Origin of the sequence: Microvirga lotononidis, assembly GCF_034627025.1 — a bacterium.
Classification (GTDB): Bacteria; Pseudomonadota; Alphaproteobacteria; order Rhizobiales; family Beijerinckiaceae; genus Microvirga; species Microvirga lotononidis.
In genome coordinates this window covers 4,798,051-4,811,746 of record NZ_CP141048.1, presented here as the reverse complement: position 1 = coordinate 4,811,746, position 13,696 = coordinate 4,798,051, and the positions used below count along the sequence as shown (strand labels likewise).

Genomic DNA, 13,696 nt, shown 5'->3' with positions numbered 1-13,696 from the left:
GCCGTTTCGGGCTACTTGGGAAAGGCGTCCTGTCAGGGCCGCTGGCGGGGGATCATGACGCCTGGGGGGCAGCGCCCAAGCTTCCAGCTACAGCAGGAAGAAGTCCGCCTTCGTGAGGGTCAGTCCCTTGTTGAGCTGGGCGAACTTGATGGCGGCGGCGCCACCGATGCCGTCGGGGTCGTAGAGCAGGGCGCCGGTCTGCTTGTTGTAGATGATCCGGTCGGAGGAATCCCTGGCGCCGGAGCCGGTGGTGAAGGCGCCGCCTGAAAGCCAGCCATCCCGACCGACGCGGGTGAAGACCTGATTGTCGAGCATGATGGTATCGTCGACAGGCCGGAAATCGACGATGCGGTCCACATTGGTGCGGGACGGCCGGGTGTCGAAGACGAAATAGTCCTTGCCGGACCCGCCGGTCAGCTCGTCGTTGTCCGCGCCACCGTTGAGGTAGTCGCTTCCGGCGCCGCCATTCAGGATATCGCGGCCGGTGCCGCCATACAGGTCGTCGTCGCCCCAGCTCCCGTAGAGATCGTCGGCTCCCGCATCCCCGTAAACGATGTCGTCGCCGTCATAGGCGTAGACCACGTCGTTGCCCGCGCCGGCGCGGATGAGATCGTCGTAATCGTTGCCGTAGAAGGTGTCGTGGCCTGCGTTCAGGTTCACGTACCAGGCATAACCCTGGAGCGCGTCCACCGTCGTATAGAGGTCGAGGTCCTGAATGGTCAGGATGTCGGCGCCGTTGTTCTCGTAATACAGGTCGTCGATGATGACCGTGTAGCCGTCGCTCCAATATCGGGCCGTGAAGTAGTCCACCAGGGGACTGCCATCAACCTCGAACTCGGCGACCGTGCCGTTGTCATAGACGAGATCCGTCGTGACGGAGGGGTGAGCCCCGATGAAGGCCCAGCCTGAGCTGTTGGTGCTGGACATGTCGAAGCCGACACCCGCTGCGTTGAAAGCCTTAAAGATTGCCATGGCTGTGCTGGTCCCGATGTACGTCCGATATCGTCAAGCTAGAACGATGAACGTGAATTTAAGCTGTATGCACGTTCGGGGCAGCATTCAGGGAAATGGTAAAGATTTAGTTCGGCAAAAGGTTTCATGGTTCATGGGTTTTGCTGGTGAGCGCCCGCGCGTCGAATCTTGAACGGTTGTTCATCTTGGGGCGCCGAATCTTCTATAAAATCTGTTACTTAAAGTTATTGGGAACAGTCTCGGTTGGTTGGCGTTCATCTCCCACGTTTACTATTGTGGAGATTGTTCCGTGAAGAAAATCGCCCTCGGGGCCGCCCTTCTCTTGTTGAGCAGCGCGGCTTACGCACAGACTTCAACGCAGACGAATACCAACGCCAACACCAGTTCTCCGTCGTCTTCGGAGTCGAATACGCTGCTGCGAAATCAGGGCGGCAGCGGCAATCGTGCCCAGACCGAGACCACGGGTGCGACGAGAAGCGAAACGTCGGGCGCGCAGATCAACGTCCGTAGCCGTCAGGAAACAGGCGCGCGCGTCGGCATCGAGACCCGCGAACGCTCCGGCGTGTCCGTTCGCTCCCATACGGTTCGCGAGGTCGACGAGCCGAGTGTTTCGGTGACGCGCCGCCGCAGCGTGACGACCTACGAAGAGCCGAGCTCCGAGATCCATCGCACCGTGGTGAAGAAGAAGCCCGCCAAGAAGGTCGCGGTGAAGAAGACGAAGCGGACCAACAAGGTCGTGTCGACGAAGCGCCGTTACCACGTTGTCGAGGAGCAGCCTGTGGAGGTTCGTCGCCGGACCGTGCGCCGTTACGAGCAGGTCAACGAGCCGAGCGTGTCGGTTCGCAGCCGCACGACAGTTCAGCGGACGCACGACACTTCCCCGAGCGTCGGAGTGTCCGTCGAGCAGCGCCGTTCCAACAACGTGAACGTGTCGACCAGCCGGACGCGCTCTGGCGCGCCTGACACCACCGGTTCCGTTTCGACCCGCAGCCGGATGGAGATGAACGGCAATACCAGCGGCAATTCCAGCGGCAACACGTCGAACTCCGGCAGCTCGACGAATATGCGCCTGCAGCAGGGTGGTTCCTCGTCGCAAAGCAGCGGCTCGAACCAGTAATCACAGCGAACCTAGGGAAGGGGCCTGATCGACGGCTCCTTCCCCGGCTCGCCTGATCCATCGAGTTCAGGAGTCCGACGATGAAGAAACTGATGGTGACGATCAGCGTAGCGCTCTTGGCTGCAACTTCCTTCAGCGGCGCTGCCGATGCCCGGCCCGGAAAGGGCAAGGGCCATGCCTATGGGCACTACAAACATCACGCCGCTCCGCGCTACTACGTTCAGAGGCGGGGCAACAACAATGCCGCCATCGCGGCCGGAGTGACCGGTGCGATCCTCGGCGGAGCCCTGGCGGCCACGGCCCGGCCGACATATCGGACCTACGACAGGCCTTATTACAGAACCTACGAGGCTCCTCGACGGAGCTATTACCGGGAAGACTACTACGATTACGGTTACTGAACGGAAAGAGCGCCTCGGGCGCTCTTTCCTTTTTCTTAGAGATCTAGGTTGCGCGAAGTGGATCCGGTTCGCCGCCAAAGGGCGGCTCAGCAAAGAAGGGTAGTGGTTCAACGCCCGTGGAAACTTACTCAGGCTTTGTCTTATCGCATCTTTCCACGCAAAACCGGTTCCCACTTTTGCGTTCGACGCTTCAGCGCCCGAGATTTCCGACTGAAATGACGGCCCGGAGCGGGCCGTATTCCGTCTGCTTTCTCACATCGAGGCGAACGCGCCCGCCGGCCTGCGTCTGGACGGAATCGGAGGCGCGCTGCCGCGATGAGCCGAGCAGCGTCTCACCCCGGACCTGTCCGCTGATGCGCACGCAGGTATCCGATGCCTGAAGCATGGCAAAGCCGGGTGGGCAAGCCGAGGCGGCTTGCGCCTGACTGGCTAGTGCAAGGCCGAGAAGAGTGAGGGCGAAGACGTGACGCTTCATGACGGGCTTGAGTGTAGCGACCTCGATCCCGTCATGGCAAGATGCCCGGGCCGGAGGCTCAGGCCCTGTCCGACCCGCTGCGCCGTCCATAGGCGGCGGCGACGTCAGGCCGATCCACCTCCACGTGGAACTGCTCGGCCTTGGGGCTGTAGTCCCGGATCGCGCCGATGCCGTAGCGATAGGCAAGCTCGCCGCCGAGCCAGCCGCTGAACAGCAGTAGGACGGTCTGGATGCCGGAGAGCCAGATGCCCCAGTTCTGCGCACCCGCGGCCGGATCGCTCAGGCGGACCCCCACATTGATGAGGGCCAGCGCGACCACCACGAGATTGGCCGTCATATGGGCCCAGGACACCCACAGATTGCGGACCCGGTTGATCGTCACGAAATCGACGAAGCCGGGAATCGCTGCGATCAGGGCGGTGACGATGCCGGCGATAAGGAGCCAGTAGGAAACCTGGGCCCAGAAGGGGTCATGCGTGGCCATGAAGGCAATGTCGGTTCCGAAGGCTCCGATCAGGAACGCGACCGGGAAGACGATCAGCATATGGTGCAGAGGATGGCCGGCAATGGCCGCCGTGCTCTGGACGCCGTGGCGATGGTACATGCCCATGGTTCTCTCTCCGGTATGGTCTGGAAGAATGCCCTGGCTGAATCTTCGTTCCGGCCGCGGCGCGACGAGCCGTCCCGATCCGCCGCACAGCAAGGTTCTGGACATCACGGAATGGATGAGAGATAGCGGTAGGCATGCATTCCCTTGCGGAATGGGTCGTGGGAATTCGTCTGCGGCCGTCCAGTCGAACCCACGGCAGACGCTTCGATGGTCCTTGATCCTGCTACGCTTACGGTTGCCTTCGTGCTGCTTTCGGCAGCGCTGGGAACGTTGTTGCTGTTTTCCTGGGCGCTGAACCCAAGGGTCAAGGCACTCGCCTGGTGGGGTGGCGCCTACTGGCTCATCGCCCTGGGAATTGGGTCGGCCAACATCAGACCGGGGCCGCCGGCCTATTCGCTTCTGCTCGTGGCGAATACCTTGGGGCTGCTGTGCTACGGTGCTCTCTACACCGGCTGTCGCGTCTTCAACGGCCGCTCCGCGCCTTTGGCGGCTACTTTGGGAGCGGCCGCAATCTGGCTCGGTGCCTTTCCGTTCATTTATACGTCACAGAGCCAGCGGCTGCTTCTCATAGCGTCGCTCACCCTTGTCTACTCGATCCTCGCGGCCTGGGAACTGGGGCGCCATGCGTCGCGCTCCTTGACCTCTTCTCGCGTGGTGCTTGTGCTTCTGCTGGGCCTTGCGGCGTTCAACCTGTCCAGGATCGGGCTTGCGCTCGCGCCGACCTCGGTTTCCTGGATCGATGCCCTCGCTCATCGCTGGTCGCCGTCCATGGCACTGCTTCTGGTGGTGTTCGGCCCGAGCCTCGCCTTCATGTTCCTGTCCATGGCCAAGGAAAGCGTCGAGCTTGAATACAAGCAGGCGGCCCTGGTCGACCCGCTGACCGGCGTGCCCAACCGGCGCGCCTTCATGCAGAACGCATCTCGCCTTCTCGCCCGATTGGGCAGCAAGCCCGTGAGCTGTCTTCTGTTCGACCTCGATAACTTCAAGGCCATCAACGATCGTCACGGCCACGATACGGGCGACCGGATCCTGAGGATCTTCGGCGAGGTGCTGACGAGCCACCTGCCGCAGGGCACCTTCGGACGGCTCGGCGGGGAGGAATTCGGTGCCATCCTGCCGCTCGCCGCGCGGGAGGCCGCGGTCCTTGCGGAGGGGGTCCGGCATGCTTTTTCGACCGCCGGTGCCGAGACCCTCGGCGATCTGGCCCGGGTGACGGTCAGCGTCGGTTGCGTTACGGGAGCCGGTGCCGATGCGGGGGCGCTGCTTCGGCGGGCCGATGCGGCGCTCTACCAGGCGAAGCGCAGCGGCCGGAACATCGTCATCGCAGCTTGACGGCAAGGCCAGCGGCAAGGCAGTCGCGCCAGGGGCGCCACCGGTCGCCTCGAGGATCTTCTAAGTGCCTCCCGACGTAACCTGTGTTAAAGCGCCTGGGCCCACAATGGGTATTCTATGGTCGGGGGTGAAGGACCGCCCATGCCCCGCTATTATTTTCATGTGCAAGTCGGAGAGCGTTTCGTACCGGATCGACACGGTGTCGATCTCCCGAACCTGATGACTGCGCGAGGACCGGAGGCCCGGGAGGCCCATGCGTCCTGGGACCGTGTGCTAAGTTTCATCGACGCCCTGCCCAATAGAACAACGGTCATTACCGACCAGGCTGGGCGGATTGTGTTCGTACTCTCCGTGTAGTGAATATCTTCGCGCCGCCGGGATGCGGTGCGGGCGCGTATTTAGACATCAGGAAGCGATCGCCGTGATGGAGGGGAGTGACATGCCCCGTTACTATTTCCATCTCCGCTCGAGGGACCAGTTCATCTGGGACCAGGAAGGTGTCGACCTGCCCGATCCCGCCATGGCGCGGGGAGCGGCCGAAAGGGCCGCGACGGAACTCCGCAGTGGCCTGCAGGAGAGCGATCCGATCTACTCCTGGACCGTCGCCGTGACGGACGAAAGTGATCAGCTCATCCATGTTGCATCGCTCTGATGCAAATTCGCCTTATTATGTTTTCAGGATAAAGAAGTCGTAGCCGCGTGACGGGTACGAACAGAGAAGGATCTCGGTCCAAGTACTAAAGTGCTAGTGAAATGCCATTCCTGAGAGCACAATCTCACATTACTCTACGTTAATTACTCTTCAATCAGATCGTGCAACGGTCTTCATGAATGGCGTGCGAAGTCTGGGGGCGGACGTGACCGACGAAGAAATTGAAGCCGTTGCAGAAGAACTGGCAAAGGCTGGCGGAACCTCGTGGTATCCTGGCCGCACGCGCGGCGCCCTCCTGCGATCCGTGAGCGAGCGATACAGGGACCGGGCAAGGCTGGCGATCGCCGCGCTCGACAGGGTCAGGGCCGGTCATGGCGAAGACCCGTCGTCGCAATCTCCGGAGACGGTAGCGCCGCCCGCTCCCGCGTCTGCGAACTACCCTGATGGAATCCAGGTGGGCGCGACAGTGGTGTATCGTCCTCCGGGAGACCAGCGGGCGATCACATGCCGGATCGAGCAGCTCGAGAACGGGCGCGCCTATCTCGTGCCTGTGGCGCGATCGGATGTCGGTTGGGTGGCTTTGGATAGCTTCGACCCTGTCGGCGAAGCGCCGACCAAAGATGAGTAACGATCTGTTGCTTAAGATCGCTTCACTTCGCTGTTGAAAACAGCTAGCAGACTTCATCCGGTTCGTGGGGGTGATGGTCCCGACATGCGCTGCTTCTTTCACCTTGTGAACGATCATGAAGAGATCGTCGACAATACAGGGATCGAAGTTCATGACTTGGAGAGCGCCATGGCTCAGGCTCTCCTTGCCATCACCGAACTGCGTGAGGAGATCGGCGTCGATATCGAGGACTGGTCCGGCTGGCGCCTCGACATCGTGTGCCCGCGAGGCACGCTTCTTCATTCCATGATGCTGAACAACACGGTGCACTGAGGTCGTTCGACAGGTGCCGTCGTCCGTCGCGAATTCCTGAAGCAAAGCTTGCGTCAGCTTTCAGTGAAGCGACGGTAAAGCCTCGATATGATCTATCGTAAAAACTTCAATGCGCAGTCGATGCCGAATATTTATCCAGAGTTGTGGAACTAATTTCCTCAGAGGCGAGTCTTTTCACGCGAGGGTCGAAAGGGGTAACTCCTAGGGAGTAGAGAGATGAATTCGCGTGAACGGTTATTGCGGTTCGGCCGTGAAGTCTCAGTCTGTAGCGTAGCAGTTCTTCTGTTTTCTTCTTTGTCCTTGCAGCCGGCCGACGCCCGCGACCGTGGGGGACGTTCGGATGGTATCGGCGGCGGGCTCGGCGTGAACATCGGCGGTGACAGAGGGATCTCCGCGGGCCTCGGCGCCAATGTGGGCGGAGCGAGCGGCGTCTCGGCCGGAGCTGGTGCCAATGTCGGTGGCTCGAATGACGTCACAGCCGGGACCGGCGCGAATATCGGAGGCTCCAACGGAGTGTCGGCCGGGCTCGGTGCGAATGTCGGAGGCGCAAGCGGCGTCGACGCGGGTCTGGGGGCGAATATCGGCGGTTCGTCCGGCGTGAACGCGGGTGGCCGGGCCAGCGTCGGCGGGTCGAGCGGAGTGACCGCCGGCCTTGGTGCGAATGTCGGCGGATCCGGTGGCGTCAACGCCGGCGTGGGTGCCGGGATCGGCGGTTCTAACGGTGTCGATGCGGGTGTCGGCATCGGGATCGGCGGTGGCGCCAGCAGTGGTGCCCCGGGTGGCGGGACTGGCGGAACCGGAGGCATCGGTAGGCCGGGCGGCACGGGCGGCTTCGCCAATTCCGACCCGACAGGGTCCGGCAGCGTGCGCAACCCGTCGACGACCGGCAGCCTCAATCCGGGACGGCCGAGCCGGTCCGGCCAGATGGATCGTCTCAGGGCCGAACTCCGCAGCATGAACGAGGATGAGCGCGTGAAGCTGCGTCGGAGCTGCGCCACCGTCTCCGCTTCGCCGGGTGCATTCGATTCCGACATGCAGGCGCTCTGCAGCCTGATGAGCCGCATGACCTCGCGTTGAGAAGCGCCTCATGAAAAAAGAAAACGGCGCGACCTTGAGGGGCCTCGCCGTTTTCTTTGGGAGTTACTCCGGCCTCGACATCGTTCTATGCAGACCCGGAGGTCCGCACGATGCTTTACCTTTTTGGTTCGATGCATCTATCCACGCAAACCCGGTTCCCACCTTTGCGTCCGATGCGCTAGCGCCAGGCGGTGACCACAAGGGCGCTCATGCGGTTCTCGAAGGCACCCGTGCCGAAGCGCGCCGCGAGGGCTTCGGTCACTTTGGTCGTGATGTCGTCGAGCTGCCCGGGGGACCTTGCCTCGAGTTCGGGTCGGAGCGGGCTGCCCTGGCAGAGGCCGATGGCGGGCTCGCGCGGCGAGGGCGCCTTCGTGACCTTTCCGACGACCTCGATATCGACATTCTCGAAGCCCGCCTGCTGCACCTCGCCGCGGATCCGGTCCGGGTCGAAATAGCCGAACGGCACTCGCTCGATGAACCGGGGAGGGTCGTCGGGAAACGCCTTGCCCGCCGCATCGGAGATGATGCGGCTGACCTCATTGTCGTCGAGGGAATTCCAGACGCTGAAGACGAGGCGGCCGCCGGGCTTGAGAAGACGCAGGGCCTCGCGATAGGCTGTCTGCTTGTCGGGAAAGAACATGACGCCGAACTGGCAGACGATTGCGTCGAAGGAGGCGTCGTCGAACGGAAGTTTCTGGGCGTCGGCCTGCCTCCATTCGACGTTCGGGGCCTGCAACCGTTGTGCGGCAAGATCGAGCATGGCCTGGTTGAGGTCCGTCGCGACGATCGTGACTCCGGGCGGAAGTGTCCTGGCGAGTGCCCGGGTCACGATCCCCGTTCCGGCTGCCGTCTCCAGAATGCGGCCCTGTGCGATGTCGCGCAGGCGGGCCGCCATGTCCTCAGCGAACGGCTCGAACATCAGGGGGCCGAGATAGCGCTCGTAGAGTGCCGGAATCGAGCCGGAAAAGGCTGCATCGGTGGAGCCCATCGTCTCCTCCAAGGTGACAGAGCGATGATCGCCTCGATGCCCTGAACGGGCAAGTGTCTCAAAAGAGGCAAGTGGCTCGAAAGGGGAATGCGAGCCGGACCGTCCCGACGCCGAACGCAACTTTTCCTGAGTCTCCTCGCCGGAAAACCTATGGCACGGGGCATGACGGCATGCTCTCTTATGCGGCCTCGCGGCGGTGCCGGCGAGGAGGCGCCTCGAGCAAGGAGCACGCATGGCGGCCATTCTGCAGATTCCGGCCTGGCTGGGGGCGTTCCTCGCGATGCTGCTGGCGGTTGCCGCCTCGGCTCTTCCGTTCATCGTGCTGCGGCGGCTCCTGAGCGACGATCTGCCGACCAAGACACGCGATGTCGCCGAAACGGTCGCCGTTCGCATCGGCACGGTCCACAGCCTGATCCTGGCACTGGTCTTCGCGGATGCCCAGTCCACGCACACGAACCTGCAGCAGGAGGTCTCGAAGGAGATCACCACGATCGAGCATATCGTGCTGGAATTGAACCAATGGAACGGGCCGGAGAAGGACGTGCTCCGGGGTCAGCTCGCCGCCTACGTGACGGCGGTCCTGCAGAACGAATGGCACGCGGCCGCCCATCCGCGCGGCAGCCGGGAGGCGCGGCAGGCCTATAACGAAATCGACATGGGCATCCTCAACCTGAAGGCCGATACGCCCCAGCAGCAATCCCTGCGAGGCCGGTTGATCATGAACATGGACGAGCTTCAGGACCACCGGAAGGCACGGCTGGCTCTCGCCCATCGCGGCCTGCCGGCACTGTTCTGGTGGATGGCGCTGACCGGCTTCGCCATCACGGTCGGCTTCTTTCTTATCTTCCCGGCCAATCCGGTGCACATCGCCATCCTGTCTGTCTACGGAGCCTATACGGGATTGGCGCTCTATTTCATCCTGGCCCTGAGCCATCCCTATGCCGGCCCCGCCGCCATCGACACGACGCCGTACGAGATGGTGCTGGAGGATGAGTTGAGGCCGCGCTAGGGCATTGTGCACCGGACTGGGAGACAGCTGCCATGTGGAACGATCGACGCATTCTCGAACTCTTCGGAATCGAGCTCCCCATCATTCAAGCCCCTATGGCTGGGGCAAACCTGTCGGAGATGGTCATCGCAGTGTCGGAAGCCGGAGGTCTGGGTTCGCTGCCCTGTGCCCTGCTGAGCCCCGACAAAGCCAGGGAGGAGCTGGCCAAGATCCGACGGAAGACCTCGAAGCCGATCAACGTCAACTTCTTCTGCCATCATTCGCCTGTCTTCGATGTCGAGCGTGAAGCCGCATGGAAGCAGCACCTGAAGGATTATTATCTGGAGCTCGGGCTTGATCCGGGGATGGAAACCGCACCTTCTGCGCGCGCTCCCTTCGACGAGACATTCCTAGGTTTGGTCGAAGAGTTCCGGCCGGAGGTCGTGAGCTTCCATTTCGGATTGCCGCATCAGGAGCTGTTGAAGCGAGTGAAGGACACGGGCGCCAAGGTCTTGTCTTCGGCCACGACGATCGACGAGGCCCGCTGGCTGGAGGACCAGGGATGCGATGCCATCATCGCACAGGGCTTCGAAGCCGGGGGGCATCGAGGAATCTTTCTGACCGATGACATCTCAACGCAGGTCGGCACCATGGCGCTGGTGCCGCAGGTGGTCGATGCGGTGAAGGTCCCTGTCATTGCCGCAGGTGGGATCGCCGATGCGAGGGGCATCGTCGCGGCTCTCGCCCTGGGGGCATCGGCGGTGCAGCTCGGAACGGCCTACCTGTTCACACCGGAAGCCACGATATCTTCGGTTCACAGGCAAGCGTTGAAGGGCGCCGGAGCGGAAAAGACCGCCTTGACGAACGTCTTCACCGGCCGTCCGGCCCGGGGCATCGTCAACCGTGTCATGCGCGAGATCGGACCGATCTCGGAACTCGCACCGGCCTTTCCTCTCGCGGGTGGCGCGCTTTCTCCCCTGCGTCAGAAATCCGAGCCGCTCGGTTCGGGAGATTTCATGTCTCTCTGGTCCGGGCAGGCGGCGCTTCTGAGCCGTGAGCTTCCCGCCGGAGAACTGACGAGGCGGCTGGCGGACGAGGCTTCCGAGCGCCTGCGATCCCGTTGAGAGCGCGTCAGGCTTACTCAGCCGCCTGCCGCGTCACCTTCTTGTCCTTCTTCGCCGGCGCCTTCTTGGCGGCGTCCTTCGGGGCCGCCTCCTTCTTGAGGGGGCGGCGCTCCAGCACCTCCTTGAGGAAGCGGCCGGTGTGGCTCGCCGTGGACTCGGCGATCTCCTCGGGCGTGCCCTGCGCCACGATCTGCCCGCCGCCGTTGCCGCCTTCGGGACCCATGTCGATCACCCAGTCGGCTGTCTTGATGACTTCGAGGTTGTGCTCGATCACCACGACCGTGTTGCCCTGATCGACCAGCTCGTGCAGCACTTCGAGGAGTTTCGCGACATCGTGGAAGTGCAGGCCCGTGGTCGGCTCGTCCAGAATGTAGAGCGTGCGGCCGGTGGCGCGCTTGGACAGCTCCTTCGAGAGCTTCACGCGCTGGGCTTCGCCGCCTGAGAGCGTCGTCGCCTGCTGGCCCACATGCACGTAATCGAGGCCGACGCGCGCGAGCGTCTGCATCTTCTCGCGGATCGACGGCACGGCCTTGAAGAGGTCGCGGGCTTCCTCCACCGTCATGTCGAGCACGTCGGCGATGGATTTCTCGCGGTACTTCACCTCCAGCGTCTCGCGATCGTAGCGCTTTCCCTTGCACACGTCGCAGGTGACGTAGACGTCGGGCAGGAAGTGCATCTCGATCTTGATCACGCCGTCGCCGGAGCAGGCCTCGCAGCGTCCGCCCTTCACGTTGAAGGAGAAGCGGCCGGCCTGATAGCCGCGCGCCTTCGCCTCGGGAAGGCCCGCGAACCACTCGCGGATCGGCGTGAAGGCGCCGACATAGGTGGCCGGGTTCGAGCGCGGCGTGCGGCCGATGGGCGACTGGTCGATGTCGATGACCTTGTCGAGATGCTCAAGCCCCTCGATGCGGTCATGCGGGGCAGGGTGCTCCAGCGCGCCGTTGAGCTTGCGCGCCACCGCCTTGTAGAGCGTGTCGATGACCAGCGTGGACTTGCCGCCGCCGGACACGCCGGTGATGCAGGTAAAGGTGCCGAGCGGAATCTCCGCCGTGACGTTCTTCAGGTTGTTGCCCTTCGCGCCGACGAGCTTGATCTTGCGCTTCGGGTCGGGCTTGCGGCGCTTGGCCGGCACCTTCACGGACATCTCGCCCGTCAGGTACTTGCCGGTCAGCGACTTCGCATTCGCCATGATCTCGTCCGGCGTGCCCTCGGCGACGATCTTGCCGCCGTGGATGCCGGCGCCCGGGCCGATATCGAACACGTAGTCGGCCTGAAGGATCGCATCCTCGTCATGCTCGACGACGATGACCGTGTTGCCGAGATCGCGCAGGCGCTTGAGGGTGACGAGCAGGCGCTCATTGTCGCGCTGGTGCAGGCCGATGGATGGCTCGTCGAGCACGTAGAGAACGCCCGTCAGGCCGGAGCCGATCTGGCTGGCGAGACGGATGCGCTGGCTCTCGCCGCCCGACAGGGTGCCGGAGGATCGGGCGAGCGTCAGGTATTCCAGGCCCACATCGACCAGGAAGGTGAGACGGTCGCGGATTTCCTTGAGAATGCGGCCGGCGATGTCGTTCTGCTTCTTGTTGAGCTTCTTGGAGAGGCCGCCGAACCACTCGTGGGCATCCTTCACGGAGAGCGCCGTGGCATCGCCGATGTCGGAACCGGCGATCTTCACCGCAAGCGCTTCGGGCTTCAGGCGCTTGCCGCCGCAGGCCTCGCAGGGCGTCTCGCTCATGAAGCGGCCGATCTCTTCGCGGGCCCAGTCGCTCTCGGTTTCCTTGTAGCGGCGTTCCAGGTTCGGGATCACGCCCTCGAATGGCTTCCTCACCTCGTAGGCGCGCATGCCGTCGTCATAGGCCATGCGGATCGACACGCCGTCCGAGCCGTAGAGAATGACGTTGCGCACCTCTTCCGACAGCTCGGACCAGGGCTTCGTCATGGAAGCCTTGTAGTGCTTGGTGAGCGCCTCGAGCGTCTGGCCGTAATAGGGCGAGGACGACTTGGCCCACGGCATGATGGCGCCGCGCTTCAGGGAGAGCGTCTCGTCCACCACGAGCGCCTCGTCGATGCGCATCTCGTGGCCGATGCCGCCACAGGTCGGGCAGGCGCCGAAGGGATTGTTGAACGAGAACAGGCGCGGCTCGATTTCGGGAATCGTGAAGCCGGAGACCGGGCAGGCGAACTTGGACGAGAAGACGATGTGCTTCGCCTTGCCCTTCTCGTCCTTCTCGTCCGCGTATTCGATGACCGCGATGCCGTCCGTCAGTTCGAGCGCCGTCTCGAAGGATTCCGCCAGGCGCGCGGCGATGTCGGCCCGCACCACGATACGGTCCACCACCACGTCGATGTCGTGCTTGAACTTCTTGTCGAGGGCAGGGGCCTCGTCGATGGCGTAATATTCGCCGTCGATCTTCAGGCGCTGAAAGCCCTTCTTCTGGAACTCGGCGATTTCCTTGCGGTATTCGCCCTTGCGGCCGCGCACCACCGGGGCCAGCAGGTAGAGGCGGGTCTTTTCCGGCAATTCCAGCACCCGGTCGACCATCTGGCTGACGGTCTGGCTCTCGATGGGCAGGCCGGTGGCCGGCGAATAGGGAATGCCGACGCGCGCCCAGAGCAGGCGCATGTAATCGTAGATCTCGGTGACGGTGCCGACCGTCGAGCGGGGATTCTTGGACGTGGTCTTCTGCTCGATGGAGATGGCGGGCGAAAGACCGTCGATCTGGTCCACGTCCGGCTTCTGCATCATTTCGAGGAACTGGCGGGCATAGGCCGAGAGGGACTCGACGTAACGGCGCTGCCCCTCGGCATAGATCGTGTCGAAAGCCAGCGACGACTTGCCCGAGCCGGAGAGCCCCGTGAACACGACGAACTTGTCCCGCGGGACCATGAGATCGACGTTCTTGAGGTTGTGCTCCCGCGCCCCGCGTACGGAGATCACGCGCGCGTCCGGATCGCCCGCCTTGGCGCGGTTGAACAATTCGTCGAGTTTAGCCATTGCCCGCAAAGCCTTGAAGTGGAAG

The 13,696-nt window shown here is 63.1% G+C and carries 15 protein-coding genes; 10 read left to right on the top strand and 5 right to left on the bottom strand.

Annotated elements, in window-relative coordinates; genetic code table 11:
• Positions 1-87: 87 nt before the first annotated feature.
• On the bottom strand, positions 88-972 hold the full coding sequence (locus U0023_RS22645; RefSeq protein WP_009764575.1) for a calcium-binding protein: 885 nt from the start codon (positions 970-972) through the stop codon (positions 88-90).
• 289 nt (positions 973-1,261) lie between these two features.
• Here U0023_RS22645 and U0023_RS22640 point away from each other — a divergent pair, with 289 nt between their 5' ends.
• Positions 1,262-2,089, top strand: a complete 828-nt coding sequence (locus U0023_RS22640; protein ID WP_009764576.1) for a hypothetical protein — start codon at positions 1,262-1,264, stop codon at positions 2,087-2,089.
• Between the two features lie 80 nt (positions 2,090-2,169).
• Positions 2,170-2,490, top strand: coding sequence for a hypothetical protein (locus U0023_RS22635; RefSeq protein ID WP_009764577.1), 321 nt, complete (start codon positions 2,170-2,172; stop codon positions 2,488-2,490).
• Between the two features lie 190 nt (positions 2,491-2,680).
• Here the strand turns inward: U0023_RS22635 and U0023_RS22630 are convergent, their stop codons facing one another.
• Both U0023_RS22630 and U0023_RS22625 read right to left on the bottom strand, forming a co-directional pair.
• Complete coding sequence (locus tag U0023_RS22630; protein WP_009764578.1) at positions 2,681-2,965, bottom strand: porin; 285 nt, start codon at positions 2,963-2,965, stop codon at positions 2,681-2,683.
• 58 nt (positions 2,966-3,023) lie between these two features.
• Positions 3,024-3,575, bottom strand: a complete 552-nt coding sequence (locus U0023_RS22625) for a DUF2231 domain-containing protein (protein ID WP_009764579.1) — start codon at positions 3,573-3,575, stop codon at positions 3,024-3,026.
• 207 nt (positions 3,576-3,782) lie between these two features.
• On the opposite strand from U0023_RS22625, the gene U0023_RS22620 reads away from it, so the two are divergent.
• The 6 genes from U0023_RS22620 (at position 3,783) to U0023_RS22600 (ending at position 7,576) form a co-directional block, all read left to right on the top strand.
• Positions 3,783-4,907: a GGDEF domain-containing protein gene (locus U0023_RS22620; protein ID WP_009764580.1), complete on the top strand. Its 1,125-nt coding sequence runs from the start codon at positions 3,783-3,785 to the stop codon at positions 4,905-4,907.
• 117 nt (positions 4,908-5,024) lie between these two features.
• Positions 5,025-5,264, top strand: a complete 240-nt coding sequence (locus tag U0023_RS35590; protein WP_407667362.1) for a DUF6894 family protein — start codon at positions 5,025-5,027, stop codon at positions 5,262-5,264.
• 82 nt (positions 5,265-5,346) lie between these two features.
• The gene (locus tag U0023_RS22615) at positions 5,347-5,559 is read left to right on the top strand and encodes a DUF6894 family protein (protein WP_009764582.1); all 213 of its coding nucleotides are present in this window, start codon (positions 5,347-5,349) and stop codon (positions 5,557-5,559) included.
• A gap of 205 nt (positions 5,560-5,764) precedes the next feature.
• Complete coding sequence (locus U0023_RS22610; RefSeq protein ID WP_154661165.1) at positions 5,765-6,187, top strand: hypothetical protein; 423 nt, start codon at positions 5,765-5,767, stop codon at positions 6,185-6,187.
• Between the two features lie 84 nt (positions 6,188-6,271).
• On the top strand, positions 6,272-6,499 hold the full coding sequence (locus tag U0023_RS35585; RefSeq protein WP_009764584.1) for a DUF6894 family protein: 228 nt from the start codon (positions 6,272-6,274) through the stop codon (positions 6,497-6,499).
• Between the two features lie 294 nt (positions 6,500-6,793).
• Entirely contained in the window at positions 6,794-7,576 is a 783-nt protein-coding gene (locus U0023_RS22600) for a hypothetical protein (protein ID WP_322883767.1), read from the top strand.
• Positions 7,577-7,754: 178 nt separating this feature from the next.
• On the opposite strand, the gene U0023_RS22595 is transcribed toward U0023_RS22600, so the two are convergent.
• Complete coding sequence (locus U0023_RS22595; protein ID WP_009764586.1) at positions 7,755-8,564, bottom strand: class I SAM-dependent methyltransferase; 810 nt, start codon at positions 8,562-8,564, stop codon at positions 7,755-7,757.
• 232 nt (positions 8,565-8,796) lie between these two features.
• On the opposite strand from U0023_RS22595, the gene U0023_RS22590 reads away from it, so the two are divergent.
• Together U0023_RS22590 and U0023_RS22585 are read left to right on the top strand one after the other, a co-directional pair.
• A complete protein-coding gene (locus tag U0023_RS22590; RefSeq protein ID WP_009764587.1) occupies positions 8,797-9,573 on the top strand; it encodes a bestrophin-like domain in 777 nt (258 codons plus the stop codon).
• A gap of 32 nt (positions 9,574-9,605) precedes the next feature.
• Entirely contained in the window at positions 9,606-10,676 is a 1,071-nt protein-coding gene (locus U0023_RS22585) for an NAD(P)H-dependent flavin oxidoreductase (RefSeq protein WP_009764588.1), read from the top strand.
• Positions 10,677-10,689: 13 nt separating this feature from the next.
• Here the strand turns inward: U0023_RS22585 and uvrA are convergent, their stop codons facing one another.
• Complete coding sequence (uvrA, locus tag U0023_RS22580) at positions 10,690-13,671, bottom strand: excinuclease ABC subunit UvrA (protein ID WP_009764589.1); 2,982 nt, start codon at positions 13,669-13,671, stop codon at positions 10,690-10,692.
• Between the last annotated feature and the right edge of the window lie 25 nt (positions 13,672-13,696).

What these genes read in the sequence shown, in the direction of transcription:
- U0023_RS22625 (WP_009764579.1), bottom strand. Translation starts at nt 3,575, where the DNA reads ATGGGCATGTACCATCGCCACGGCGTCCAGAGCACGGCGGCCATTGCC.
- U0023_RS22585 (WP_009764588.1), top strand. Translation starts at nt 9,606, where the DNA reads ATGTGGAACGATCGACGCATTCTCGAACTCTTCGGAATCGAGCTCCCC.
- U0023_RS22590 (WP_009764587.1), top strand. Translation starts at nt 8,797, where the DNA reads ATGGCGGCCATTCTGCAGATTCCGGCCTGGCTGGGGGCGTTCCTCGCG.
- U0023_RS22635 (WP_009764577.1), top strand. Translation starts at nt 2,170, where the DNA reads ATGAAGAAACTGATGGTGACGATCAGCGTAGCGCTCTTGGCTGCAACT.
- U0023_RS35590 (WP_407667362.1), top strand. Translation starts at nt 5,025, where the DNA reads ATGGTCGGGGGTGAAGGACCGCCCATGCCCCGCTATTATTTTCATGTG.
- uvrA (WP_009764589.1), bottom strand. Translation starts at nt 13,671, where the DNA reads ATGGCTAAACTCGACGAATTGTTCAACCGCGCCAAGGCGGGCGATCCG.
- U0023_RS22620 (WP_009764580.1), top strand. Translation starts at nt 3,783, where the DNA reads ATGGTCCTTGATCCTGCTACGCTTACGGTTGCCTTCGTGCTGCTTTCG.
- U0023_RS35585 (WP_009764584.1), top strand. Translation starts at nt 6,272, where the DNA reads ATGCGCTGCTTCTTTCACCTTGTGAACGATCATGAAGAGATCGTCGAC.
- U0023_RS22615 (WP_009764582.1), top strand. Translation starts at nt 5,347, where the DNA reads ATGCCCCGTTACTATTTCCATCTCCGCTCGAGGGACCAGTTCATCTGG.
- U0023_RS22630 (WP_009764578.1), bottom strand. Translation starts at nt 2,965, where the DNA reads ATGAAGCGTCACGTCTTCGCCCTCACTCTTCTCGGCCTTGCACTAGCC.
- U0023_RS22645 (WP_009764575.1), bottom strand. Translation starts at nt 972, where the DNA reads ATGGCAATCTTTAAGGCTTTCAACGCAGCGGGTGTCGGCTTCGACATG.
- U0023_RS22595 (WP_009764586.1), bottom strand. Translation starts at nt 8,564, where the DNA reads ATGGGCTCCACCGATGCAGCCTTTTCCGGCTCGATTCCGGCACTCTAC.